The following is a 24,133-nucleotide window of genomic DNA, read 5'->3' on the forward strand; positions in this document are numbered from 1 at the left end:
CTGTGGGACTCTGGGCCCGTGGATGGGACTACCTGGGCCGCTCTGACCGCCGCACTCACCGTCGCGGGAGGGATCTGGACGTGGATCGCGTTCCGACGCAGGGGCGCGGTCAACGGGCTGCGTGCGCTCGGCTTCACGCTCCTGCCGGCTGCCGCGTGGCTCACCGGGACCCTGGAGGTCGTGGTCGAGATCGCCGGGTCGGTCACCGACTGGGCCACCGGGCTGGTCTTCGACGTCTTCACGTGGGCGGGCGTGGGCCTGGCCGGCCTCGCCGTGGTCCTGTTCGTGGTCAGCGGCTTCCTGCGCGACCGCCAGCTCGGCCGCGCCCAGGCCGGCGGCAGTGCCCCGGGCCGCGCCGACCGCAAGGCCCCGGACGCCCTCCCCCGCACGTCGTCGTCCGGCGCCGCGGGTCGCTCCCCGGTCGACGACGACCTGGCCGACATCGAGGCGCTGCTGCGCAAACGAGGCATCGAGTGAGCGACCACTTCGTCGACCGCAACCGGTTGTGGTCGCGGCTCGACCAGGCGGTCGCTGCCCTGCCCGAGCCGCCGTCCACCCCGATCGCGGTGGTGGACCTCGACGCGTTCGACACCAACGCCGCCGACCTCGTGCGACGTGCCGGGGGCAAGCCGCTGCGGGTCGCGTCGAAGTCACTGAGGGTGCCGGCGCTCATCCGGCGGGCATTGGCCCACGACGGCTTCTCCGGCGTCCTGGCCTTCACCGTCGCAGAGGCGCTGTGGCTGCACGAGACGGGTGTCAGCGACGACATCGTCGTGGCCTACCCGTCGGTCGACCTCGCCGCGCTGCGCCGCCTCCTCGTCTCCCCCGCTGCCGCGGGCGCCATCACCCTGATGGTCGACGACCCTGCGCACCTCGACGTGGTCGACGCGGCACGGGACTCCCACGACGTGCAGGTCCGCGTCGCCCTCGACCTCGACGCAGGACTGCGCCTCGGCGGGCAGCACATCGGTCCCAAGCGCTCCCCGCTGTTCGACACCGCTGACGTCGTGACCCTGGCACGCCGGGTCGTCGAGCGCGACGGGTTCCGGCTCGTGGGCGTGATGACCTACGAGGGGCAGGTCGCCGGTGTCCAGGACGACGTCCCGGACCAGCGGACCAGGTCGCTGCTCGTACGCCGCCTCAAGCAGGCGTCGATGGCGCAGCTCGAGGTGCGTCGCCGCGAGATCTCCGAGGCGCTGTCCCACGTCGCCGACCTGGAGTTCTGGAACGGCGGCGGGTCCGGGTCCGTCGAGGCCACCGGCGCCGACCCAGCCGTCACCGAGATCGCCGCCGGCTCGGGGCTGCTGGTGCCGGGGATCTTCGACCACTACGCCTCGTTCGTGCCTCGCCCGGCGGCGTACTTCGGGCTGCGGGTCACCCGCAAGCCGACGCCGACCACCGCGACCGTGCACGGCGGCGGCCTCATCGCCAGCGGCGCGACGGGCGCGGACCGCTCACCGGTCCCGTGGGCACCACCGGGGCTGCACCTGACCGGCCTCGAGGGCGCCGGCGAGGTGCAGACGCCGCTCACCGGACACCCCGCCGCGCTGCTCCGCATCGGCGACCTGGTGTGGTTCCGCCACGCCAAGTCCGGCGAGCTCTTCGAGCACGTGCGCGACGTGCACCTGGTCCGGGGTGGGGCGGTCACCGAGGTGGTGCCGTCCTACCGCGGCTGCGACCGTGCCTTCTGAGCCGACCGTGCCTTCTGAGCCCGGCTCCGATCCCCGCGCGACCGCCGCCCTCGTCGCCGGGCGGGTCCTCGACGCGCCACCCACGCTCGGCAGCGGACGGCTGGTCTGCATCGACGGGCCGGCGGGGTCCGGCAAGACCACCCTGGCGACTGCGATCGCCGACCTGGCCCCGCACGCGCACGTCGTGCACTGCGACGAGCTGCTCGAGGGCTGGGGCGGTCTCGACGGCCTGGCCGGTGCGGTCGAGCGACTGCTGGAGCCGCTCGCGGTCGGCGAGGTGGGCCGGTGGCGCCGCTGGGACTGGATCGCCGACGGCTGGGCCGAGTGGCACGCCGTCGCCCCGGGCGGGCTCCTCGTGCTCGAGGGGGTTGGGTGCTGGTCACCGTCCGTCGCCCACCGGGTCGGCGTACTGGTCTGGGTCGAGGCCGCCTCCGACCTCCGGCTCGAGCGGGGGCTGGCCCGCGACGGCGAGCACATGCGCCCGCGGTGGGAGCAGTGGCGCAGCGACGAGGAGCAGCTCTTCGCCCGCTTGCGGACCCGGGAACACGCGGACCTCGTCGTCACCACCGGCTGACGTCCGTCACTAGGGTGGCCGCCATGGTCCTCCCCAGCGGCGAGCAGTACGAGATCCGTGCGGCCGGCTACGTCGCCGTCGTCACCGAGAGCGGCGCCGCGCTGCGGACCCTGTCCCACCACGGTCGCGACCTGGTGGACGGCTTCGCGGAGACCGAGATGTCCGGCGGTGGCCGCGGGCAGCTGCTGATGCCGTGGCCGAACCGGATCCGCGACGGCCGCTACTCCTTCGGCGGCCGCGAGCACCAGCTGGGCCTCAGCGACCCCACCCGTGGCAACGCCTCGCACGGGCTGGCCCGGTGGGCGCCGTGGACCCTCGAGGAGCACACCGGCACGTCGGTGTCGCTCGTGCACCGGGTGATGGCGCAGAGCGGCTACCCCTGGGCCCTGGACCTGCACGTCCTCTACGACCTCTCCGCCGACGGGCTCGTCGTCACCCAGACCGCCACGAACCTCGCGCCCGAGCCGGCGCCGTACGCCAGCGGGGCGCACCCCTACCTCGCGGTCGGCGCCACCATCGAGGACCTCGAGCTGCGCGTCCCGGCGCGCACCCGGGTGGTGGCCGACGAGCGGCGGCTGCCGACCGGCACCGAGACGGTCGCCGGGGCGTACGACTTCAGGACCCCGCGCCGCATCGGCGACACCGTGCTGGACGACGGCTTCGGGGACCTCGAGCACGAGGACGGCCGGGCCACCGTCACGCTCGTCGATCCGCGCACCGGGCGCGGCGTGGCGCTGTGGGTCGACGAGGGCCACCGGTGGCTGCAGGTCTTCACCCCGCCCGCCGAGGGCGGACGGCCGGCGATCGCGGTCGAGCCGATGACGGCTCCCGCGGACGCCTTCAACTCCGGCACCGACCTGACGACGCTCGCCCCCGCAGGAAGCGCCGGCGACGAGCTGTCGGTGTCGTGGGGCATCCACGCCCTCCAGCCGGCCTAGCGGTCGAGCAGCGCCCGCACCTGGCGCACGCCGTCGCGAGCGACCTTCCCGTCGGAGCCCTGGAAGGCCATCGCGGGGATCGTCGTGCCGTCGGCCAGGTCGAGCACGGCCCACGGCGCACCGGCGGGGAGGTGGATCGCCACGACCTGCTCCCAGGCGAGGTGACGCGTGCGGAACCCGTTGACGACCACGAGCGCGTCCGGCTCCGCGGTGACACGGGCACGCCCCAGCGCCCACCCGCACGCGGCCAGGCACCCGCCCAGCACCAGCAGCGTGAACCGCTGGAGCCAGGTGAAGCGATCCCTCACGGACTCGTCGAACCCGAACCACGCTGCGGCGCACACGACGAACAGCATCAGCCCGAAGCCGACCACCGCGTAGCGCACGCCCATCGGCCGCCAGGTGCGTGGCAGGTCGACGGGACCGCGCGGCGGGTCAGAGCCGGCAGGCATGGATGTCCGTGAGGAGGATGGCGCGCGCGCCGATCGAGTAGAGGTCGTCCATCAGCCGCTGCGACCCGGCGCGGGGCACCATCACCCGCACCGCGACCCAGGCGGCCTTGCCCAGCGGCGAGATGGTCGGTCCCTCGCGCCCGGGTGCCAGCTCCGTCGCACGCGAGAGGTGGGCCTCCTCGATGTCGTAGTCCATCATCACGTAGCTGCGGGCCACCAGGACGCCCTCGATGCGACGCCGGAAGATCTCGAAGTCGTCGTGCACCACGCCACCGCGGGTGATCAGCACGGCCGCGGAGTCGAGGATGACCTCGCCGAAGGTCGCCAGGCCGGCAGCGCGCAGGGTGGTGCCGGTCTCCACCACGTCGGCGATCACGTCGGCGACACCGAGCTGGATGCTGGTCTCCACGGCCCCGTCGAGGCGCGTGACGGAGGCGTCGATGCCGTGGCGGAAGAGGTAGTCCTCGACCACGCCGACGTACGACGTCGCGATGCGCAGCCCGCGCAGGTCCTCCAGGGAGGAGTAGCGGCCGGCGGGGCCGGCGAAGTGGAAGCGCGAGCGCCCGAAGCCGAGGTCCATCACCTCGTCGGCCTTGGCACCCGAGTCGAGCAGCAGGTCACGGCCGGTGATGCCGACGTCGAGGGTGCCCTCGCCGACGTAGAGCGCGATGTCGCGCGGGCGGAGGTAGAAGAACTCGACGTCGTTCTCGGAGTCGACGAGCGCGAGCTCCTTGGAGTCGCTGCGCTGGCGGTAGCCGGACTCGCGCAGGATGTCGGTGGCTGCCTGGGACAGCGATCCCTTGTTGGGGACGGCGATGCGAAGGGTCATCAGTGGCTCACAGGTGTGCGTAGACGTCGTCGAGGGTCAGTCCGGAGGCGAGCATGAGCACCTGCGCGTGGTAGAGCAGCTGGCTGATCTCCAGCGCCGTCGCGTCCCTGCCCTCGTGCTCGGCGGCCATCCAGGACTCGGCGGCCTCCTCCAGCAGCTTCTTGCCGATGGCATGGACGCCGGCGTCGAGCTGGGCGACGGTGCCGGAGCCCTCGGGGCGCTCCTCGGCCTTGGTGGACAGCTCTGCCCACAGCTCCTCGAACGTCTTCACGAGGGACAAGCCTACGGCGCGGCCCCCCGCAGGTCGTGGCCGGTCCCGACGGCGGACCACCCCACGGGAGGGTTGCCCTCGTCGATGCGCGGGCTACAGTCGCAGCATGACTGAATCGAACATGCATTCGGACCCCGAGGCGGCCGACACCCAGGTCACTGAGGAGCCGGCCCCCGACACCCTGGGCGGCCCCCAGGGCGACACCACCCGCAAGGACCCCGAGGAGTGGGTCACCGGCGACGAGCCGATGACCGGCGCGCAGCGCAGCTACCTCGACACCCTCGCCCGCGAGGCCGGCGAGGAGCTCCCCGGGGACCTCACCAAGGCGCAGGCCTCCGAGCACATCGACCGGCTCCAGGGCGCGACCGACCGCACGTCCTGACCGACGGCCCTCAGCGCCCGCGCAGTCCTTGCAGGACGCGTGCGGTGTCGAGGGCGGCCGCGGTGGCCTCCCAGCCCTTGTCCTCCGACGAGCCGTCGAGCCCGGCCCGGTCGAGCGCCTGCTCCTCGGTGTCGCAGGTCAGCAGGCCGAAGCCCACCGGGACCGCGTGCGCCACGCTCACCTGCGTCAGGCCGTCGGTCGCGGCCGAGCAGACGTAGTCGAAGTGCGGGGTGCCGCCGCGGATCACCACACCCAGCGCCACCACGGCGTCGTACCCGTCCTGCGCGAGCGCAGCGGCGACGACCGGCAGCTCGAAGGTGCCGGGGACCCGGACCACCTCCGGCTCGGTGACGCCGTACGCCGCCAGTGCACGCTCGGCGCCGGCCACCAGTCCGTCCATGACCTGGGTGTGCCAGCTCGCCGCGACGACGGCGACCTTCAGGCCGCTCGCGTCGAAGGGCTGGGACGTGGGTGCTCCGGCGCCGCTCATGGACGTCCTCCTTCGTGCAGGGGCTGGTCGCCGGCCAGGTCGGGCAGGTCGTGCCCCATCCGGTCGCGCTTGGTCAGCAGGTAGGTGAGGTTGTGGTCGTTGGGGTGCGGCGTGAGCGGCACCCGCTCGGCGACCGCGATCCCGAAGTCCTCCAGGCTGGCGGTCTTGGCGGGGTTGTTGGTCATCAGGCGCACCGAGGAGACCCCGAGGTCGCGCAGGACCTGCGTCGCCGTGCCGTAGTGGCGGGCGTCGGCGGGCAGGCCCAGGTCGAGGTTCGCGTCGACCGTGTCGCGCCCGCCGTCCTGGAGCTGGTAGGCCTGCAGCTTGGCAACCAGGCCGATGCCGCGGCCCTCGTGGCCCCGGAGGTAGACCACCACTCCCCTGCCCTCGGCGACGACCCTGGCGAGGGCCTCGTCGAGCTGGGGACCGCAGTCGCACCGCTCGCTGCCGAAGACGTCACCGGTGAGGCACTCGCTGTGCACCCGGGTCAGCACCGGCTCGTCGCCACTGATGTCGCCGTGCACGAGCGCGACGTGCTCGCTGCCGTCGATGGTGATGCGGTAGCCGTAGGCGGTGAAGTCGCCGTGTCGCGTGGGCAGACGGGTCTCGGCGACCCGCTCGACGTGGCGCTCGTGCCGGCGGCGGTAGCGCACGAGGTCCTCGATCGAGATCATCGCGAGCCCGTGCTCGTCGGCGAAATCGCGCAGCTCGGGTCCGCGCTTCATGGTGCCGTCGTCGTTGACCACCTCGACGAGCACGCCGGCCGGGGTCAGGCCGGCCAGCACGGCGAGGTCGACGGCCGCCTCGGTGTGCCCGCGGCGCACGAGCACGCCGCCCTCGCGGTAGCGCAGGGGGAAGACGTGCCCGGGCCGGGTCAGCTCCCAAGGCTCGGTGGCCGAGTCGGCGAGCGTGCGGGCGGTGTGCGCGCGGTCTGCGGCGCTGATACCGGTGCTGACGCCGTCGCGGGCGTCCACGGAGATCGTGTAGGCCGTGCGCAGCTTGTCCTTGTTGTGCGGGGTCATCAACGGGATCTCGAGCCGCTCCAGCATGTCGCCGGGCATCGGCACGCAGATCACGCCGCTGGAGTGGCGGATCGTGAAGGCCATCAGCTCCGGCGTCGCCTTCGCGGCGGCGAAGATGATGTCGCCCTCGTTCTCGCGGTCCTCGTCGTCGACGACGACCACGGCCCTGCCGGCCGCGATGTCGGCGACGGCGCGCTCGACGGGGTCGAGCCGGACGCTGCTGTCGGGAGTGCTGGCGGGAGTGGTGCTCATGCTGCGACGACCTCCTCGGTCTTCTCGGTGCCGCTGGTCTCGACGACGGTGCGGCTGGCGCGCAGCCAGACCACGAAGCCGATGACGACGAAGACGGCGTAGACGAGGTACATCCCCGCCGTGGGGTAGTAGCCGGCCTGGACGAGGGTGGTCACGCCGACGACGTCGACGAGGACCCAGACGAGCCAGAACTCCACCCAGCCGCGGGCCATGCCGTAGGTCGCGAGCATGGAGCCGGCCAGGATCCACGCCTCGGTGCTCGGGCCCCACGACCCGACCTGCATGAGCACGACGTACGCCACGGCGTAGCCGACGACGCCGAGCACGAGCAGCTGGGCCCGCTCGGCACCGGTCGCCCACCGCGGGGCGATCGCACCACCGTCGGAGGCGCCGCCGGCGTCACGCAGCCGGGACCAGCGCCACCAGCCGTAGAGCGAGACGGCCGCGAAGAACACCTGGCGGCCGGCCTGTCCCCACAGCGGCTCGGCGACCGCGCCGGAGAGCTCACCGGTCGCGAAGACGGTGAAGAGCAGGACGTTGCCGACCAGGCCGACCGGCCACGCCCACACCACGCGCCGCATCCCGAGGATCGCACTGGCGAGGCCGAAGAGGTTGCCGACGACCTCCCGTGCGCTGAGCTCCCCGCCCGGCACCGGGATGGTGCCGTCGAGGAGCCATTCGATCAGGGGCATCAGGAGTCCTTCTGGATGTCGGCCGGGAGGTGGGTGGAGGCGTAGGCGCCCAGCAGCTTCTCGACGTGCTTGGCGATGACGTCGGCCTCGAGGTTGACCAGGTCGCCGGGGCGGCGGGTGCCGAGCGTGGTGCGGGCGAGCGTCTCGGGGATCAGGCTGACGGTGAAGGAGGACTTCCCCGCCTCGACGACGGTGAGGCTCACCCCGTCGACGGTGATCGAGCCCTTGTCCACGAGGTAGCGCGCGAGGTGGGCGGGCAGCGAGACCTCGACGACGTCCCAGTGCTCGCTGGGCGAGCGGGAGACGATCTCGCCGACGCCGTCGACGTGGCCCTGCACGATGTGACCGCCGAGGCGCTTGTCGACGGTGACGGCGCGCTCGAGGTTGACCCGGTCACCGGGGGCCACCCCGCGCAGCGAGGTCTTGTCGAGGGTCTCCTGCATCAGGTCGGCGGTCCACCGGCCCTCCCCGAGCTCGGCGACCGTCAGGCAGCAGCCGTTGACCGAGATCGAGTCACCCAGGATCGTGCCGTCGAGCACGGTGGACGCCTCGATCGTGAGGCGGATCGCGTCTCCCTGGTCGGTGACCTCGGCGATCGTGCCGAGCTCCTCGACGATTCCGGTGAACATCAGGACCTCCTGGGGGTCGTGAGCGGCTTCATGGTCAGTCGCACGTTGGTGTCCTCGCCGTCGTGGCCCTGCAGCACTGCCACGTCCGTGACGTGCAGGTGCAGCGCGTCGCCGATGGTGGTGATGCCGAGGTCCGCGACGGCGCTGGTGCCCGAGCCGAGCAGCATCGGCGCGACGTAGGCGACGACCTCGTCGACGAGACCGGCGGACAGGAAGGCGCGGGCGAGCGCGGGTCCGCCCTCGAGGAAGACGTGCTGGCGGTCGAGCTCGTGCAACCTGGCCAACGCCTCCTCGGGGTCGCGGGTGCGGAGGTGGACGGTCTCGGCTCGGTCGTTGAGGACCCGGCGGTCCGGGGCGAGGTCGCGCAGCCCCATCACGGCGCGCAGGGGCTGCACCGCGACCGGCTCGTCGACCTCGTCCCGCACGGTGAGCTCGGGGTCGTCGACCTCGACGGTCCCGGTGCCGACCAGCATCGTGTCGCACAGCCCGCGGAGGCGGTGCGTGTCGAGCCGGGCGGCGCGGCTGGAGACCCAGCGGCTGGTGCCGTCGGGGGCCGCGCTGCGCCCGTCGAGGGTGGTGGCGAACTTCCACGTGACGAAGGGACGACGCCTCGCGACCGCGAAGGTCCAGGCGCGGTTGATGAGCTGAGCCTCCTCGATCAGCACGCCGCCGACGACCTCGATGCCCGCCTCACGCAGCCGTCGCGCACCGCCCACGGCGACGGGGTTGGCGTCGGGCTGGGCGTAGACGACCCGGCGTACGCCTGCGGCGACGAGCGCTTCGCTGCACGGTCCGGTGCGACCGGTGTGGTTGCACGGCTCGAGGGTGACGACGGCGGTCGCGCCCCGGGCGGCGTCACCGGCCTCCGCGAGCGCGGCAGCCTCGGCGTGGGCCGTGCCGGCGCCGCGGTGGAACCCCTCGGCGATCGTGGCGCCGTCAGGGGCGAGCAGCACGCAGCCGACGCGGGGGTTCGGCCCGAGGGGCACGCCGGGGGTGACGGCGAGCGCCAGGGCGCGCTGCATGGCGCGCCGCTCCGCCTCGCTGGTCGTCGTCATCTCCGCCTCCGGTCCGTGGTGGGACTCCGGGGGGCGGGCGACGGCGTACGCCCCTCGCCGTGGCGGGAGGGCGTGGAGCCGTCAGCGTGCACTTCTCATCCGGACTGTGACCGTCGGTCCAGGAGTTCCACCTGGTCAACCGGCCACTGGATGTGGTCGGGTCGCGGACTGTGACCGCCGGTGCGGAGTTCCACCGCCCCCAGAGCACGCAAGCTCTTCGTGGACGCAACTCTGCCACAGCGCGGATGATTCCCTCACCGCTGTCCGGTCGTGACGTGCGCAACACCGGCCGAGGGGACGGACGGCGCCGGCTGGTGCCGACGGAGCGGCCCGGCGGGGATCAGACCTGGTCGAGGAACCGGTCGAAGACGCGCGCGCCGAACTCCAGCGCGTCGACCGGGACCCGCTCGTCGACGCCGTGGAAGAGCGCGGTGAAGTCGAGGTCGGCGGGCAGGCGCAGGGGCGCGAAGCCGTAGGAGCGCATGCCGAGCTTGCGGAAGTGCTTGGCGTCGGTGCCGCCGCTCATCAGGTAGGGGGCGACGAGGGCGTCGGGGTCCTCGGCGAGGAGACTGCGGCTCATCGCGGTGACCAGGTCGCCGTCGTACGGCGTCTCCCACGGGTCCTGCTTGGACTCGAAGTCGAACTCGATGCCGTCACCGGCCAGCTCGTGGAGGGTGGCGAAGAACTCGTCCTCGTAGCCGGGGAGGAAGCGGCCGTCGATCGTCGCGTGCGCCTCGGTGGGGATGACGTTGGTCTTGTAGCCGGCCTTGAGCATCGTCGGGTTGGCGGTGTTGCGGATGACGGCGCCGAGCATGCGGGCGGCGTCGCCGAACTCCTCGACGAGGGCCTCGGCGTTGTCCGGGGTCGCCTCGGTGCCGGCGAGCTCCCCGACGGTGGCGAGCAGCACCTCCATGGTGGGGGTCAGCCGCACCGGCCACTGGTGCGCGCCGATGCGTGCCACGGCGCCGGCGAGCCGGGTGACGGCGTTGTCGTCGTTGATCATCGAGCCGTGGCCCGCGCGCCCGCGCGCGGTCAGGCGCATCCACGCCATGCCCTTCTCGGCCGCCTCGATGAGGTAGACCCGACGACCCCGGATCGTCGCGGAGAACCCGCCGACCTCGCCGACCGCCTCGCTGCAGTCGGCGAGCAGGTCCGCGTGCTGGTCGACGAGGATCCCGGCACCGTGGTGGCCCCCCGCCTCCTCGTCGGCGGTGAAGCAGAGCACGACCTCGCGGTCGGGCGCGGCGCCGGCAACCGCCCGGGCCCGGACGACGCTGAGGAGCATCGCGTCGAAGTCCTTCATGTCGACCGCGCCGCGGCCCCAGACCTGTCCGTCCCTGATCTCCCCGCCGAACGGGTCGACCTCCCAGTCGGACGCCTCGGCGGGCACGACGTCGAGGTGCCCGTGCAGCAGCAGCGGGGCGCGGCCGTCGCCGCCGCCCCAGCGCGCGACGACGTTGGCCCGACCCGGGCGGCCCTCGATGACCCGGCTCTCGATGCCGACCTCGTCGAGCAGCGTGGCGACGTGCTCGGCGGCCTTGCGCTCCCCCGGCCCGTCGTCGGTGCCGTAGTTGGAGGTGTCGATCGCGATGAGGTCCTGGCAGAGCTGCACGACCTCCTTCGCGGGGTCGTACGAACGGTCCGGCGAGCTGACTGCCGAGTGGTCAGTGGGCACCTGTTCCATGCCGTCCATCCTGCCCCACGAGCGAGCAGCAGCCCCGATTCGTTGGCGGGGAGCTGCTTTGCTACTGTTTCCCAGCACTCGTCCGGGTGGCGGAATTGGCAGACGCGCTAGCTTGAGGTGCTAGTGCCCGTATTAGGGCGTGGGGGTTCAAGTCCCCCCTCGGACACCAGCTCGACAGGCAAGCCCCAGGTCCCTGACCTGGGGCTTCGTCGTCGTCGGGGGTGCACCACCCCGACGAGGACCGCGGCCGTGACGGCACCCGTCCACCCCATCGCGAGGTCGCCGACGGTGTCGGCGTACGCCGTGGCCACCTCCCTCGACCTCGTCACGAAGGCGGCGTACTCCCACATCTCCCAGGCCAGCGCCATCGTCATGCCCGACGCGACGGCGATCTCGAGGCGGCGCAGCACCGGCGCGTGTGCGGCCCCGGCGAGCAGGACCACCGCCGCGGCGAGGGACCCGGTCGCGGCAAGGTGGATGGCGTCGTCGAACCAGGTGAGGCGGTCGTAGAGGTCGAGGCGGTTGCCGAGGATGTCGGAGAAGCCCGGCAGGGTGACGAGCACGTCGGCACCCCAGGGGTACGGACGTCCCGACCGTGCCACCGCGTGCCACACCGGGACCACGAGCGCCAGCAGCGGATAGGTCAGGGCGCGGGTGCCGGGGGCCTTGCCCTCGAGGTTGCCCCACCCGGGGTCCACCGAGATCCGGCGGCCAGCAGCAGCACCTTGGCGGTGACGTCGACGACGACGAGCCAGCCCGGTGGACGCGCGCGTGCGTGCGCGTCGGCGTACATCGGCCGCTCACCCCACCAGGACGCGCTCGCCGTACGACGGCACGACGGCGGTCCAGCCGAGCTCGACGGAGATCTCGCGGGCCAGGGCGGCCGCCGAGGCGGGCTCGCCGTGGACGACGTAGAGGGTCCGCGGCGGGCGCGGAGCGCGGCCGAGCCACTCGAGGGTCTCCCGCGCGTCGGCGTGCACGGAGAAGCCCGTCAGCGCCACCACCTCGGCGCGGACCGGGACGTAACGACCGTGGATCTTCACCTGCCGTGCCCCTTCCGCCAGCTGCCGCCCGCGGGTGCCGTCGGTCTGGTAGCCGGTGAGGAGGACCGTGTTGCGGCGCTCGGGCAGCTGGTGCGCGAGGTGGTGCAGGACCCGGCCACCCGAGGCCATCCCCGAGGCGGAGATGACGATGCTGGGACGTCCGGGACGGTTCAGCCGCATGGAGCTCTCGGGGTCGTGGACGCCCTGCACGCCGACGTCGAGGTCGGCCATCAGGGCGCGCGCCTCGCGGCGCAGCTCGGGGGCGCCGCGGGCCGCCGCGCGGCGGTAGACCTCGAGCGCGGCGAGCGCCATCGGACTGTCCACGAAGACGGGCACCTCGGGGATGCGCCCCTCCCCCATCAGCCTCCGGAGCTCGAGGAGGACCAGCTCGGTGCGGTCGACGGCGAAGGCCGGGACCAGCACCGACCCGCCACGCTCGACGGTGCGGCAGATCGCGTCGGCGAGCTGGTCCGGGTCGGGTGCGGGGTGCGCGCGGTCGCCGTACGTCGACTCCACCACGAGGGTGTCCGCGACGGGCGGGTCCTCCGGCGGGCGCAGCAGCGGGTGGCGGGGACGACCCAGGTCGCCGCTGAAGGACGCGTGCGACTCCCCCAGTCGCACGTCGACCGTGGCCGAGCCGAGGATGTGGCCGGCGCGTGCGAGCCGTACGCCCACACCGGGTGCGAGCGCCACGTCGGTGTCGAGCTCGACCGGGTCGATGAGGGCGAGCGCGCGCTCCACGTCGTGGTCGCCGTAGAGCGGGAGGGCCGGATGGTGCTTGGAGAAGCCGGCGGTGTTGGCGTACCTCGCGTCCTCCTGCTGGAGGTGCGCGCTGTCGCGCAGGACGATGGCTGCCAGCTCGGCGGTCGTCCGGGTGCAGGTCACCCGCCCGGCGAAGCCGTCCCTCACGAGGCGCGGCAGGTAGCCGGTGTGGTCGAGGTGGGCGTGGGTCAGCAGCACGTGGTCGATCGTGCGGGGATCGACCGGCAGCGGCTCCCAGTTGCGGCGGCGGTGGACGGCCAGGCCCTGGTAGAGCCCGGCGTCGACCAGGACCCGCGTCCCGTCCGACTCGAGCAGGAACCGGCTCCCGGTGACCGTGTCGACCGCACCCAGGAAGGTCAGCGACGTCTGCGTGGCCACGGTGCTCACCTCCCCAGCGACTCGATCGGCGGGAAGAACCGGGCGGGGTCCTCGTCGTCCTCGTGGACGCGGTTGGCGGAGCCCACCAGCAGCGGGTCGGGCGTGCCGACGACGTCGTGGTCCTTCTGGGGGTAGTCCAGCTGCGAGAGCACGACCCGCATCGCCTCCAGACGGGCGCGCTTCTTGTCGTTGGACTTGATCACCGTCCACGGAGCGTCACCGGTGTCGGTGTGGAAGAACATCGTCTCCTTGGCGTCGGTGTAGGCCTCCCACTTGTCGAGGCTGGCCAGGTCGGTCGGCGACAGCTTCCACTGCCGGACCGGGTCGGACGACCGCGCCGCGAAGCGCGCCGCCTGCTCGGCACGCGAGACCGAGAACCACAGCTTCACCAGGTGGATGTCGGCGTGGGTGAGCATCCGCTCGAAGTCCGGCGTCTCGCGCATGAAGTTGAGGTACTGGACCGGGGTGCAGTACCCCATCACCCGCTCGACCCCGGCGCGGTTGTACCAGGACCGGTCGAACAGCACGATCTCGCCGGCGCTCGGCAGGTGGGCGACGTAGCGCTGGAAGTACCACTGCGACTTCTCGAGCTCGGTCGGCACGCTGAGCGCGACGAGCCGGGCGCCACGCGGGTTGAGGTGCTCCATGAACCGCTTGATCGCGCCGCCCTTGCCGGCGGCGTCACGGCCCTCGAAGAGGATCGCGACCTTCTGGCCGGTGTCCTTCACGTGCGCCTGGAGCTTGAGCAGCTCGATCTGCAGCAGCCGTTTGGTGTGCTCGTAGTCGCGACGACCGAGCTTCGAGGCGTAGGGGTAGCCCTGGCGCCACGGAGGTACACCGCCGGGCCCGGGCCGGTCGTCGGACTCCTCACCCTCGCTGCGGAGCTCGTCGGTCAGGTCGAGGAGCTCGTCGAGCTCCTCCGCGTGGCCGGGGGTGCCGATCGGCACGCGCGGGGACAGGGTCGGGCCGTGGCCGTCGAGGGTCGCCATGCCTCGACGCTAGGCAGCGCAGCGGCTCGCTGGCAGTGCCCATCGTCCCGAAGGCGGGGGCCCTTCGGCTGGGTGGTCAGCGCGCGCGGGCCGCGCGCCGGCGCCTGAGCGTGGCGGGGAGGGTCAGCACGAGTGCCAGCGCGACTCCGGCGAAGGTGCCGAGCGAGTTCGCGGCCACGTCGCGCGGGTCCGGCACCCGGCCGGGGATCGCGCGCTGGGCGCTCTCGATCATCGAGGTCAGCACGATGCCGACCGCGATGGCGACGGGCCACAGTCGGGCGCCGACGAGCAGCAGCAGGAACATCCCGACAGGGACGAAGAGTCCGATGTTGGCGAGGAACTCGATCCGGTCCACGTTCAGCCTGCTGGTCAGCGGGTCCAGGTCGGGGTAGCGCTCGAGCCGGGCCAGGACCCGGGCGGCCAGGCCGTAGTAGTCGGGCTGCTCCGATGCCGGGACCAGGGTGACGAGCCCGACGAAGCCGAGGTAGAGCAGGGTCAGCAGACTCAGGAAGGGATGTCGGTGCAGCACCCGACCATCATCCGGGTGGACCAAGGGGGCCCTGACGTCGGTGCCGTGGGAGAGGGTGTCCCCATGACCCGGGTCCAGCTCTCCCGCCTGCCGGGCGAGCGTGTGCTCGTCACTACAGGCGGTGTCGGGGAGGAGCTCCCCCTCGACGATCTTCCGGCGTACGTCCGGGCGCGCGAGGCCGACACCGCCGAGGCTCCGAGGTGGGTCTGGGACGACACCGCGCGGTGGTATCCCCCGCTGCTCACCGCGGGCGTGCGGGTGGCGCGCTGCCACGACCTGAGGCTGTGCCGGCGCGTGCTGCGCCGCGCCCCTGCGGTGGACGGGCTGCTGCTCGACGGGGACGACTCGGGGTCCTGGGACCGGCTGGGCCCGGCAGCGGAGCCGAGCCATCCCACGCTGTTCGCCGCCGACGACACCGCCGAGCACCTGCGAGCCGACGTCGAGGACGCCCGCCAGCTCGCCGCGGTCGCCACGTCCGGCGAGCCCACCCGGCTCGGGCTGCTCCTCGCGGCGGAGTCCGCGGGGGCGCTGGCCGCAGCGGAGATGACGTACGCCGGCGTGCCGTGGCGCACCGAGGTGCACGAGCGACTGCTCACCGACCTGCTCGGTCCGAGACCCCTGCGCGACGCGCTGCCGCCGGTGCTCGACGAGCTGGCCGGCGAGGTGCGCCGCGCCTTCGGCGCCCCCGGCCTCAACCCCGAGTCGCGGACCGACCTGATGGGCGCCCTGAGAAGGGCGGGCGTCGAGGTGCCCGACATCCGGGCGGCCACGCTGCGGCAGGTCGACCACCCGGCCATCGAGCCGCTGCTGCGCTACAAGAAGCTCGCCCACCTCTTCCAGGCCAACGGCTGGGCGTGGCTCGACGAGTGGGCGGGTGACGGCCGGTTCCGGCCGTCCTACCAGCCGGCCGGGTCCTCGACCGGCCGCTGGTCGTCCAACGGCGGTGGCGCCCTGTCCTTCCCCGTGCAGGTGCGATCCGCCGCCGTCGCCGACGAGGGGTGGGTGCTCGTGGTCGCCGACGTCGCGCAGCTCGAGCCGCGGGTGCTCGCCGGGATGAGCCACGACACCGCCCTCGCGCGCGCCGCGCAGGGCGCCGACCTCTACCAGGGCATGGTCGCCGACGGCGCCGTCGCGACCCGTCAGGACGCCAAGCTCGGCCTGCTCGGCGCGATGTACGGCGCCACCAGTGGTGCGAGCGGACGGATGGTCGCGGGACTCACCCGGCGCTACCCCGCCGCCTTCGCGCTGGTCGACGAGGCTGCTCGGGCCGGCGAGCGCGGGCAGGTGGTCCGCACCGTCCTCGGGCGCGGATCCCCCTCCCTCGGCGGCTCCTGGGACGAGGAGCCCGACGAGGCACCGTCCGACCTCCAGGCGCTCGACCGGCGACGTCGCGCCTACGGCCGCTTCACCCGCAACTTCGTCGTGCAGGGCACGGGTGCGGAGTGGGCGCTGTGCTGGATCGCCGACCTGCGCAACCGGCTGTGGCGGCTCGGCGGCACCGGCGCCCTCGACGAGCGTCCCCACCTGGTCCTCTTCCTGCACGACGAGGTCGTGGTGCACGCGCCGGCGACGCTCGCCGACGACGTCGCCGCCGAGCTGGAGCAGGCGGCCGCGGGTGCGGGACGCCTGGTGTTCCGCGACTTCGCCGTGGACTTCCCGCTGAGCATCTCCGTCGTCTCGTCCTACGCCGACGCCGGCAAGGGCACGGCCACGGCCACGGCCGGGACCTAGGTCCTCCCCCGCGGCGACACTCGCCCCTGCCCGGCGCTGCCGGGGTGCTCGAGGCTGGAGGTGGAGGCAGGAGGCACCCCGGTGAGCACCACGATCGAGCGCCACACGACCGTCGCCGTCGGCGCGGGCAGTGCACGCGCGGCTGCCGTCCGCCGCTTCGTCGGGGGCTTCTACCTCGTCATGGGTGGCCTCAACGCCGGCATCGTGCTCGCGGACGCCGAGTCCTACCGCACCTTCGCCGACGAGTCCTTCTCGTCCTCCGTCACCGATGCCTGGCGGCAGGTGGTGATGACGCACCCCCTCGCCTGGATCCTGCTGCTGGCCGCGGGTGAGGTCGTCCTCGGGCTGCTCCTGCTGCGCGGCGGCCCGGCCGCCCGGGCCGGGTGGGTGGGCGTGCTGGTGTTCCACGTCCTGCTGATGTCGTTCGGCTTCGGCTTCTGGCTCTGGAGCATCCCGGTGCTGGCCGTGCTGGCCCCGGCCGCACGCGCCGACATGGTCGCGCTCGTCGCGACAGCAGCGCCGGTCGCGGCGCGACGGCGTACGCCGACGGCGTCGGGCGACGAACGACCGGAGAGCCGCGCGGCGCCCGGTCCGTCGACGCTCTGGTCGACCGTCACGCTCGCCGGTAGCGTGCTCGTGGCCTCCGTCTACGGACTCGTGGCCGAGTCGCCGTACCGGTCGCTGCCGGAAGCGACGGTCGTCGGCGCCCGTGCCCAGGACGCGTGCAGCATCGCCGTGGCCGTCCTGCTCCTCGCCCTCGTGTCCCGGCGCCCTTCGTCCACGACCCTGCTGGTGCGGCTCGGCCTGCTGGGCTACCTCACCTACAGCTACCTCATCTACGTCACCGGCGTGCCGATGAACCGCATGTTCCTCGTCTACGTCGTGATCGTGGGGCTCGCCGGCTACGGTCTGGTGTCCGGCCTGGGACAGGTCGTGGCCCGCCCGCCGGCCAGCCGTGCGTCCAGCGCACTCACGACCGGCACCGGCTGGATGCTCGTGGCCACCGGCGTCCTGTTCGCCGGCCTGTGGCTCTCGGTCCTGCTCCCCTTCGCCCTCGGCGGTGCGCGCCCCGAGCCCCAAGGCATCGGCGGCACCCCCTACCCGGTCTTCTGGCTCGACCTCGCGATCGTCCTGCCGCTGGTCGTCCTCGTGGGGGTGCTGCTGCTGCGTCGCCACCGCGTGGGTCCGGCGCTGGCGGTCGTCGCCCTCATCAAGGTCGTCACCCTCTTCACCGCCCTCTGGGCCGGGCCCCTGCTCTCGCTCGCAACCGGTGCCGACGTCCACCTCGGTCCCGACGCCGGGCCGAGCCTCCTGCTGCTGGCGGCCAGCACGTGGCTGGTGGTGCGCTGGCTGCGGTCGATCGACCCGCAGGACCTACACCCGCTGCTCCTCGAGGAAGGACACTCATCATGACCACGCTCGTCGTGCACGAGTCCATGTTCGGCAACACCCGCGCGATCGCGGAGGCGATCGCTGCCGACCTGCCCGGCCACGTCGAGGTGGTCGACGTGACGGACGCACCCACACCGTTGCCGGCACACGTCGACCTGCTCGTCGTCGGCGGCCCCACCCACGCCTTCTCCATGAGCCGTGCGGGGACCCGACGCGACGCCGTCGCGCAGGGCGCCGCCCACGAGCACGAGATCCGCGGGATCCGCGAATGGCTGGCCGGCCTGCCCCGGACGCCGCAGGTGACCGTGGCCGCCTTCGACACCCGCGTCGCCAAGGTCCGCCGGTTCCCGGGTTCGGCGGCACGTGCGGCCGGCAAGGTGGTCGCGCGGCGCGGGCTCGGACGCGTGGTCGCGGTGGAGTCGTTCTACGTCGAGGACGTGTCCGGGCCGCTGCTCGAGGGAGAGCTGGAGAGGGCGCGGGCATGGGCGCGTTCGCTCGCCACCGCGGCACACCCCCGCTGACCGCTACGTCGGCCCGGGACCGCCACCTTTGACCCGCCTTGCCGCGAACTCCCTGATCCGGCCTGCCACCTCCTGGTCGAGCCCCGCGCAGAGGACGTCGAGGTCGTCGACGAGGAAGGACTGGGCCCCGCACCAGTCGGACTTCACGACCAGGCCGTCGACGCACCAGTGAGCGTTGGTGGGGCGTCCGTCCACGACGAGCTGGATGCGCTCGGCGTGCACGGTGGACCCGTCCAGCAGCTCGGTCTGCTCGGACCCGCACCTGTGCAGCTCCGCCTCCTGCGTGGCGCCTCCGGGCTCGCCCTCGTCGAACTGGACGAACGAGACGGTGTCCTCGTCGCGGCCGAGCATCCCTGCGACAAGCAGGTGCTCGGCGTACGCACCGACGGCGTCGGCGAGCTCCGGCACCGACGTCCCGTCCACCTGGACCGTGCCGTCCGTGTCGCGAAGGCCCGAGTGACGGCTCCCCGAGCTCGGCGAGTCGTAGGTGAACCGCCTCCACCGCCGGACGTCACCATCGTGGTCGACGACGTGGTCCACGATGTAGAGGGGAGCGTCGTCACCCATCCGGAACACGGTGCGCGTCCGCAGGCTGCGGGAGGCAACGTCGCGGAGGATGGCGCCGCAACGGCCCACGTCCCCGTCGACGAAGGCGTGGTGCTCGGCTCTGGACGCGTCCCCCGTGGTCACCCCGCGACTGTCGCACGAGCAGCGCACCCGTGACCCCCGGACGTGCCCATCGAGCGCGAATCGATGTTCTGGCAGGTTGTGAGAGTCCTCTCATCGTGAGCGGGACGGCGGGCTCCCGGTTTGCCAGCGGCCGCGAATGTTGGTCAGGTCGACGGATGGCCACAGGAATCGAGCACCCCCGCGACCTGCCCGCACCCGACCCCCTCGACGAGCCGCACCCGGCCCTCGACAGCGTGATCGACTCCGGTGTGTCCCGTGAGTCGGGGGTGGACAAGCTCGTGTTCGGCGTCACCGCCGTCGTCAGTCTCGCCTTCCTCGTCTGGGGGTTCACGAGCACCGGCACCCTCGCCGACGCCTCGGCCTCGGGCCTGGCGTGGACCATGGAGAAGACCGGCTGGCTCTTCGTCCTGACCTCCAGCGCCTTCGTCGTCTTCGTCATCTGGTTGGCCCTCGGCAAGTTCGGCAACATCCCGCTCGGCCGCGACGACGAGCAGCCGGAGTTCCGCACGATCTCGTGGATCGCGATGATGTTCAGCGCCGGCATGGGCATCGGCCTGATGTTCTACGGCGTCAGCGAGCCGATCACGCACTTCGTCACCCCACCGCCGGGCACGGAGGGCGGCGCCGAGGCCGCGCAGGACGCGATGGCCACCACGATGTTCCACTGGACGCTCCACCCCTGGGCGATCTACGCCGTCGTCGGGCTCGCAGTGGCGTACGGCGTCTACCGCAAGGGTCGCCTGCAGCTGATCAGCTCCGCGTTCGAACCCCTCCTGGGCCGCCACGCGCACGGACTCGGCGGCAAGGCCATCGACATGTTCGCGATCTTCGCGACCCTCTTCGGCTCCGCCACGTCGCTGGGCCTCGGCGCCCTGCAGATCCAGTCGGGCCTGCAGATCGTGGCCGGGCTCGGCGACACCGGCAACGCGGTGCTGGTAGGGATCATCGCCGTCCTGACCGCCGCGTTCGTGCTCTCCGCAGTCTCCGGCGTCGCCAAGGGCATCCAGTGGTTGTCCAACATCAACATGGTGCTTGCCGTCGCGCTCGCGCTCTTCGTCTTCGTCGTCGGCCCGACGGTCTTCATCCTGAACCTCGTGCCGACCTCCATCGGCAGCTACGTCGCCGACCTGCCCATGATGGCCGCCCGGACCGCCGCCGAGGGCACCGAGACCAGCGAGTGGCTGTCGACGTGGACCGTCTTCTACTGGGCCTGGTGGCTCTCGTGGACGCCGTTCGTCGGCATGTTCATCGCCCGCATCTCGCGCGGTCGCACGATCCGCCAGTTCGTCACCGGTGTCCTGCTGGTGCCCAGCCTCGTCAGCGTCGTGTGGTTCGCCATCTTCGGCGGCGCAGCCATCGACCTGCAGAAGAAGGGCACTGACATCGCCGGCGCCGACGGCCTGGAGAACCAGCTCTTCAGCACCCTCGAGGCCTACCCCCTCGCCACCGTGTCAAGCATCGTGGTGATGGTGCTCGTCGGCATCTTCTTCGTCTCCGGCGCCGACGCTGCGTCCATCGTGATGGGCTCGCTGTCCGAGCGCGGCACCATCCACCCGAGCCGTCCGACCGTCATCTTCTGGGGTGTCGCGACCGGGGCCGTCGCGGCCGTGATGCTGCTCGTGGGCGGCGCGGACGCGCTCAGCGGACTGCAGACGATCACGGTGATCGCAGCCCTGCCGTTCGTGCTCATCATGATCGGTCTCGCCGTCGCACTGGTGAAGGACCTCGCGCAGGACCCGATGGTCGTGCGCCGCCAGTACGCCATCGAGGCCGTGGAGGCCGCGGTCATCACCGGCGTCACCGAGCACGGCGACGACTTCGTGCTGTCGGTCGAGAAGGCCGAGGTCGACAAGGACCTCGAGGTCTGAGTCGCGCACCGTAGGGTCGGCCGCATGATCGCTCCCCTGCGCATCGGCTTCGTCACCGGCGCGACCCCCGACAAGTGGGCGCGCAGCTGGCGCGACCAACGGCGCGAGCCCCTGGAGCTCGTGCCGGTGACGGAGTCCGAGCAGCTTGACGGCGTGCTCGACGGAAGCCTCGACATGGCGCTGGTCCGACTGCCCGTCGAGACCGACGGACTCCACTGCGTGCGCCTCTACGACGAGCTGCCGGTCGTCGTGGCCTCCCGGGACCACCTCCTGGCCGCCGCCGACGCCGAGGTGACCACCGCGGACCTGGCGGACGAGCAGCTCGTACGCCCCCACGTGAGCGGGTGGCGGCCCGACGCCGCGCAGCTGGACTGGCCGCCGATGAGCGAGCGGGACGCCGTGGAGACCGTCGCGGCCGGCACGGGCGTCGTCGTGCTCCCGATGTCGGTGGCGCGGCTGCACCAGCGCAAGGACGTCGTCACGCGCGTCGTCACCGACCTCGATCCCACGACGATCGCGCTCGTGTGGCGCACCGAGCGCGACGACGAGGTGACCCAGACGTTCGTGGGCGTCACGAAGGGGCGTACGGCACGGTCCTCGCGCTGACCCGCGTCCGACGGCCCGGCCGGCGGGACCCTCTCACGGCTTCGGGCGCGGGCGCCTGCGCGAACGGACGCCCAGGGACCACGCGTGCCCGATCCACATCAGCGGCAGGGACATCACGAGCAGGAACGGGGTCACGAACAAGAGGCCGACCAGGAACAACCCGCTGTCGTCCTGGGACGACCACCAGGCGAAGAGCGTCACCAGCGCCGAGACGACGGCCACCGCGGCGATGGTGGGATGGGCACTGCGCCGCCCGGCAAGGGCGCCGGCGACGACCCACGATGCGGCCACCGTGGCGAACCAGGCGACGTGGGCAGCATCGCTCGCCTTGTCCTCGCTCCACGAGATCCAGAAGAGCCACGCGAGAGGCGGCCCCGCCACCACGGCCGACCAGGCGGCGAGCAGGGTCCTGGGCGGTTGGCGACGAGACGTCATGGGCCCGAGCCTCCCCGGCGGGGCACCGCGCCCGCGAGGGGTCGGGTACTCAGGTTCCTCGACCGGCGACGGTGGTCAGTCGCGGTGCTTGCCCCGGCGTGAGTGGGGCGTGGCCATCACCTCGTGCACCTTCGCCGGGTCGTAGTCCTCGCCGAGCCAGTCGAAGAGCCCGCGCAGCACCTCGGGGTCGGCGACGTACTCGTCGTAGTGGACCCGGTGGACGGCTTGTCCCAGTCCCCCGGCCGCGCTGAGCATCCGCTCCTCGATCCTCTGGACGCGGCCGAGCGGGTCGTCCTTGTGGGTCCAGAAGTTGCTGGCGGCGACGTCCTCGAGGTTGCGGGTGTTGAGCACGAACCGCGCGCCGGGAAAGACCTGCTGGAGGAAGGCGAGGTAGTCCGGCAGGTCCTCGTCGTACCACCGGATCTCCTTGTAGCCCGTCACCCGCGTGTCCGGCTCGGGCCGCAGGAGCGTCGCCTCGGCGAGGGACCGGATGTGCTGGAGCGAGACGTCCTCGGGGAACGCCTCGATGCCGAACCACGGGTGCGTGGGCTGGCTCGCGCGGCGTGCGTCGACGCGCGCCCTCTCCACCAGGCCGCTGCGGTGGAAGTCGTAGAGGTGGCGCATCGCGTGGCGGTTCTCCCCGCGCAGCAGCCAGCCGGGGATCGAGTTGAGGATGCCCATCAGCAGGGTCGAGCCCGACCTGCCGTAGGTCATGACGAAGACGTGCCGGAGGTCCCCCACGTCACCACGACCTCGCGAGCGGACGGCCCTCGTGGAACCCCGCAGCGGACTGGACGCCCACCACGGCCCGGTCGTGGAGCTCGGCGAGGCTGGTCGCACCGGCATAGGTGCACGCCGAGCGCACGCCCGAGCAGATCTGGTCGATGAGGTCCTCGACGCCGGGGCGGTCGGGGTCGAGATACATCCGCGAGGACGAGATGCCCTCCTCGTAGAGGCCCTTGCGGGCCCGGTCGTACGACGACTCGCCGGCCGTGCGGTTGGCGACGGCCCGCGCCGAGGCCATGCCGAAGGACACCTTGAAGGGACGGCCGTCGGCGTCGTGCATGAGGTCGCCGGGCGACTCGTGCGTGCCGGCGAACCACGACCCGATCATCACCGACGAAGCTCCCGCCGCCAGGGCCAGCGCGACGTCGCGCGGATGGCGTACGCCGCCGTCGGCCCAGACGTGCTTGCCGAGCTCGCGCGCGGCGGCCGCGCACTCGAGCACGGCGGAGAACTGCGGGCGTCCCACGCCCGTCATCATCCGGGTCGTGCACATCGCACCGGGTCCGACGCCGACCTTGACGATGTCGGCACCGGCCTCGACCAGCGCACGGGTGCCGTCGGCGGAGACGACGTTGCCCGCGACGACCGGGACCGTCGGGGACAGCGCCCGGACCGCCTTCAGCGCCTGGAGCATCCGGTCCTGGTGGCCGTGGGCCGTGTCGACGACGAGGCAGTCGACGCCGGCGGCGAGCAGCTCGCCCGCACGGGCCTCGACGTCGCCGTTGACACCGACGGCAGCGGCGACGCGCAGACCACCGCGGGCGTCCAGCGCGGGGGTGTAGAGGGTGGCGCGCAGCGCGCCGAGCCGGGTCAGCACGCCGACCAGCTCGCCGGTCTCCGAGACGGCGACGGCCACGGGCGCCTTGGCCCGCTCGATCGCGTCGTAGGCCTCACGCGGGTCGGTCGAGGCCGACACCGTCACCACGGCCGGGTTCATCACGTGCGACACCTGCGCGAAGCGGTCGACGTCGGCACAGTCGGCCTCGGACACCACCCCCACAGGTCGGCCGTCCTCGACGACCACGGCCGCGCGGTGGGCCCGCTTGGGGATGAGCGACAACGCCTCGGCGACCGTCTGGTCGGGGCGCAGCTCGATGGGGGTGTCGAAGACACGGTGGCGCTGCTTGACCCACGCCACCACGTCGGCGACCACCGGGATCGGGATGTCCTGCGGGATCACCGTGATGCCGCCGCGGCGGGCGACGGTCTCGGCCATCCTCCGACCAGCGATGGCGGTCATGTTGGCCACGACGAGCGGGAGCGTCGCCCCGGTGCCGTCCGAGGTGGCGAGGTCGACGTCGTACCTGCTCGCGACCGCCGAGTGACGGGGCACCATGAAGACGTCGTCGTAGGTCAGGTCGTGGGACGGGGCGCCCCCGGACTGCGTGGTGAGGAACTGCACTGGCCGCACTCTACGGGGCGGGCAGCTCCTGCGCCGACCA

General features: G+C 72.6%; 27 protein-coding genes, 1 tRNA gene and 1 riboswitch. Of the genes, 12 read left to right on the top strand and 16 right to left on the bottom strand.

The annotated features are described in order from the left end of the window. Positions 1-18: 18 nt before the first annotated feature. The 4 genes from CFI00_RS23630 to CFI00_RS13085 are packed head-to-tail and all read left to right on the top strand — an operon-like array spanning position 19 to position 3,203. Positions 19-477 (top strand): hypothetical protein, encoded by a 459-nt coding sequence (locus CFI00_RS23630; RefSeq protein WP_242532382.1) that lies wholly within the window; start codon positions 19-21, stop codon positions 475-477. Further along, a complete protein-coding gene (locus CFI00_RS13075; protein ID WP_207081572.1) occupies positions 474-1,691 on the top strand; it encodes an amino acid deaminase/aldolase in 1,218 nt (405 codons plus the stop codon). The genes CFI00_RS23630 and CFI00_RS13075 overlap by 4 nt, the downstream gene beginning before the upstream one ends. A gap of 7 nt (positions 1,692-1,698) precedes the next feature. After that, on the top strand, positions 1,699-2,265 hold the full coding sequence (locus CFI00_RS13080; RefSeq protein WP_207081573.1) for an AAA family ATPase: 567 nt from the start codon (positions 1,699-1,701) through the stop codon (positions 2,263-2,265). Between the two features lie 23 nt (positions 2,266-2,288). Then, the gene (locus CFI00_RS13085; protein WP_207081574.1) at positions 2,289-3,203 is read left to right on the top strand and encodes an aldose 1-epimerase family protein; all 915 of its coding nucleotides are present in this window, start codon (positions 2,289-2,291) and stop codon (positions 3,201-3,203) included. Here CFI00_RS13085 and CFI00_RS13090 read toward each other — a convergent pair. From CFI00_RS13090 to CFI00_RS13100, 3 genes are read right to left on the bottom strand one after another with little or no spacing between them, the layout of a single operon-like run. Then, the gene (locus CFI00_RS13090) at positions 3,200-3,655 is read right to left on the bottom strand and encodes a PH domain-containing protein (protein WP_207081575.1); all 456 of its coding nucleotides are present in this window, start codon (positions 3,653-3,655) and stop codon (positions 3,200-3,202) included. The genes CFI00_RS13085 and CFI00_RS13090 overlap by 4 nt on opposite strands. Beyond that, the gene (gene hisG / locus CFI00_RS13095) at positions 3,639-4,484 is read right to left on the bottom strand and encodes an ATP phosphoribosyltransferase (RefSeq protein WP_207081576.1); all 846 of its coding nucleotides are present in this window, start codon (positions 4,482-4,484) and stop codon (positions 3,639-3,641) included. The genes CFI00_RS13090 and hisG overlap by 17 nt, the downstream gene beginning before the upstream one ends. 7 nt (positions 4,485-4,491) lie before the next feature. Continuing rightward, positions 4,492-4,755, bottom strand: coding sequence for a phosphoribosyl-ATP diphosphatase (locus CFI00_RS13100; protein ID WP_207081577.1), 264 nt, complete (start codon positions 4,753-4,755; stop codon positions 4,492-4,494). A gap of 106 nt (positions 4,756-4,861) precedes the next feature. On the opposite strand from CFI00_RS13100, the gene CFI00_RS13105 reads away from it, so the two are divergent. Further along, on the top strand, positions 4,862-5,137 hold the full coding sequence (locus tag CFI00_RS13105; protein WP_242532383.1) for a DUF3072 domain-containing protein: 276 nt from the start codon (positions 4,862-4,864) through the stop codon (positions 5,135-5,137). Between the two features lie 10 nt (positions 5,138-5,147). On the opposite strand, the gene ribH is transcribed toward CFI00_RS13105, so the two are convergent. The 6 genes from ribH to CFI00_RS13135 form a co-directional block, all read right to left on the bottom strand. Next, a complete protein-coding gene (gene ribH / locus CFI00_RS13110; RefSeq protein WP_207081578.1) occupies positions 5,148-5,627 on the bottom strand; it encodes a 6,7-dimethyl-8-ribityllumazine synthase in 480 nt (159 codons plus the stop codon). Continuing rightward, positions 5,624-6,901 carry a bifunctional 3,4-dihydroxy-2-butanone-4-phosphate synthase/GTP cyclohydrolase II gene (locus CFI00_RS13115; protein ID WP_207081579.1) on the bottom strand — a complete coding sequence of 426 codons (1,278 nt, stop codon included), beginning with the start codon at positions 6,899-6,901 and terminating at the stop codon, positions 5,624-5,626. The genes ribH and CFI00_RS13115 overlap by 4 nt, the downstream gene beginning before the upstream one ends. Next, positions 6,898-7,593, bottom strand: coding sequence for a nicotinamide riboside transporter PnuC (pnuC, locus tag CFI00_RS13120; RefSeq protein WP_207081580.1), 696 nt, complete (start codon positions 7,591-7,593; stop codon positions 6,898-6,900). The genes CFI00_RS13115 and pnuC overlap by 4 nt, the downstream gene beginning before the upstream one ends. Further along, entirely contained in the window at positions 7,593-8,222 is a 630-nt protein-coding gene (locus tag CFI00_RS13125; RefSeq protein ID WP_207081581.1) for a riboflavin synthase, read from the bottom strand. Before CFI00_RS13125 ends, pnuC begins: the two co-directional genes overlap by 1 nt. Next, entirely contained in the window at positions 8,222-9,277 is a 1,056-nt protein-coding gene (ribD, locus tag CFI00_RS13130) for a bifunctional diaminohydroxyphosphoribosylaminopyrimidine deaminase/5-amino-6-(5-phosphoribosylamino)uracil reductase RibD (RefSeq protein ID WP_242532384.1), read from the bottom strand. The genes CFI00_RS13125 and ribD overlap by 1 nt, the downstream gene beginning before the upstream one ends. An 82-nt stretch (positions 9,278-9,359) precedes the next feature. Next, positions 9,360-9,489: riboswitch (FMN riboswitch) on the bottom strand. A 128-nt stretch (positions 9,490-9,617) separates the two neighbouring features. Beyond that, positions 9,618-10,961: a M20/M25/M40 family metallo-hydrolase gene (locus CFI00_RS13135; protein WP_207081582.1), complete on the bottom strand. Its 1,344-nt coding sequence runs from the start codon at positions 10,959-10,961 to the stop codon at positions 9,618-9,620. A gap of 80 nt (positions 10,962-11,041) precedes the next feature. Between CFI00_RS13135 and CFI00_RS13140 the strand changes: the two genes are divergently transcribed. Continuing rightward, positions 11,042-11,130 (top strand) — tRNA-Leu (locus CFI00_RS13140). An 80-nt stretch (positions 11,131-11,210) separates the two neighbouring features. After that, positions 11,211-11,471 (top strand): hypothetical protein, encoded by a 261-nt coding sequence (locus tag CFI00_RS13145; RefSeq protein WP_207081583.1) that lies wholly within the window; start codon positions 11,211-11,213, stop codon positions 11,469-11,471. A gap of 290 nt (positions 11,472-11,761) precedes the next feature. On the opposite strand, the gene CFI00_RS13150 is transcribed toward CFI00_RS13145, so the two are convergent. The 3 genes from CFI00_RS13150 to CFI00_RS13160 form a co-directional block, all read right to left on the bottom strand. Continuing rightward, positions 11,762-13,144 (bottom strand): MBL fold metallo-hydrolase, encoded by a 1,383-nt coding sequence (locus CFI00_RS13150; RefSeq protein WP_207081584.1) that lies wholly within the window; start codon positions 13,142-13,144, stop codon positions 11,762-11,764. Between the two features lie 5 nt (positions 13,145-13,149). Beyond that, on the bottom strand, positions 13,150-14,133 hold the full coding sequence (gene ppk2, locus CFI00_RS13155) for a polyphosphate kinase 2 (RefSeq protein ID WP_207081585.1): 984 nt from the start codon (positions 14,131-14,133) through the stop codon (positions 13,150-13,152). 76 nt (positions 14,134-14,209) lie between these two features. Continuing rightward, complete coding sequence (locus tag CFI00_RS13160) at positions 14,210-14,662, bottom strand: VanZ family protein (RefSeq protein ID WP_207081586.1); 453 nt, start codon at positions 14,660-14,662, stop codon at positions 14,210-14,212. Positions 14,663-14,725: 63 nt separating this feature from the next. Between CFI00_RS13160 and CFI00_RS13165 the strand changes: the two genes are divergently transcribed. The 3 genes from CFI00_RS13165 to CFI00_RS13175 all read left to right on the top strand — a co-directional run bounded on the left by CFI00_RS13165 (position 14,726) and on the right by CFI00_RS13175 (position 18,306). Further along, complete coding sequence (locus CFI00_RS13165) at positions 14,726-16,393, top strand: bifunctional 3'-5' exonuclease/DNA polymerase (RefSeq protein WP_207081587.1); 1,668 nt, start codon at positions 14,726-14,728, stop codon at positions 16,391-16,393. An 81-nt stretch (positions 16,394-16,474) separates the two neighbouring features. Next, positions 16,475-17,806 carry a hypothetical protein gene (locus tag CFI00_RS13170; RefSeq protein ID WP_207081588.1) on the top strand — a complete coding sequence of 444 codons (1,332 nt, stop codon included), beginning with the start codon at positions 16,475-16,477 and terminating at the stop codon, positions 17,804-17,806. Continuing rightward, the gene (locus CFI00_RS13175; protein ID WP_207081589.1) at positions 17,803-18,306 is read left to right on the top strand and encodes a flavodoxin domain-containing protein; all 504 of its coding nucleotides are present in this window, start codon (positions 17,803-17,805) and stop codon (positions 18,304-18,306) included. The genes CFI00_RS13170 and CFI00_RS13175 overlap by 4 nt, the downstream gene beginning before the upstream one ends. A gap of 3 nt (positions 18,307-18,309) precedes the next feature. On the opposite strand, the gene CFI00_RS13180 is transcribed toward CFI00_RS13175, so the two are convergent. Then, a complete protein-coding gene (locus tag CFI00_RS13180; protein ID WP_207081590.1) occupies positions 18,310-18,996 on the bottom strand; it encodes a hypothetical protein in 687 nt (228 codons plus the stop codon). 155 nt (positions 18,997-19,151) lie between these two features. Here CFI00_RS13180 and CFI00_RS13185 point away from each other — a divergent pair, with 155 nt between their 5' ends. Further along, positions 19,152-20,864, top strand: a complete 1,713-nt coding sequence (locus CFI00_RS13185; protein WP_207081591.1) for a BCCT family transporter — start codon at positions 19,152-19,154, stop codon at positions 20,862-20,864. Between the two features lie 24 nt (positions 20,865-20,888). Next, the gene (locus CFI00_RS13190) at positions 20,889-21,470 is read left to right on the top strand and encodes a LysR substrate-binding domain-containing protein (RefSeq protein WP_207081592.1); all 582 of its coding nucleotides are present in this window, start codon (positions 20,889-20,891) and stop codon (positions 21,468-21,470) included. Between the two features lie 33 nt (positions 21,471-21,503). On the opposite strand, the gene CFI00_RS13195 is transcribed toward CFI00_RS13190, so the two are convergent. The 3 genes from CFI00_RS13195 to CFI00_RS13205 all read right to left on the bottom strand — a co-directional run bounded on the left by CFI00_RS13195 (position 21,504) and on the right by CFI00_RS13205 (position 24,093). Next, positions 21,504-21,905, bottom strand: coding sequence for a hypothetical protein (locus CFI00_RS13195; protein WP_207081593.1), 402 nt, complete (start codon positions 21,903-21,905; stop codon positions 21,504-21,506). Positions 21,906-21,980: 75 nt separating this feature from the next. After that, positions 21,981-22,646, bottom strand: coding sequence for a sulfotransferase (locus CFI00_RS13200; RefSeq protein WP_207081594.1), 666 nt, complete (start codon positions 22,644-22,646; stop codon positions 21,981-21,983). Position 22,647: 1 nt separating this feature from the next. Beyond that, positions 22,648-24,093: a GuaB1 family IMP dehydrogenase-related protein gene (locus CFI00_RS13205; protein WP_207081595.1), complete on the bottom strand. Its 1,446-nt coding sequence runs from the start codon at positions 24,091-24,093 to the stop codon at positions 22,648-22,650. Between the last annotated feature and the right edge of the window lie 40 nt (positions 24,094-24,133).

It is taken from the genome of Nocardioides sp. S5 (genome assembly GCF_017310035.1).
GTDB lineage: Bacteria > Actinomycetota > Actinomycetes > Propionibacteriales > Nocardioidaceae > Nocardioides.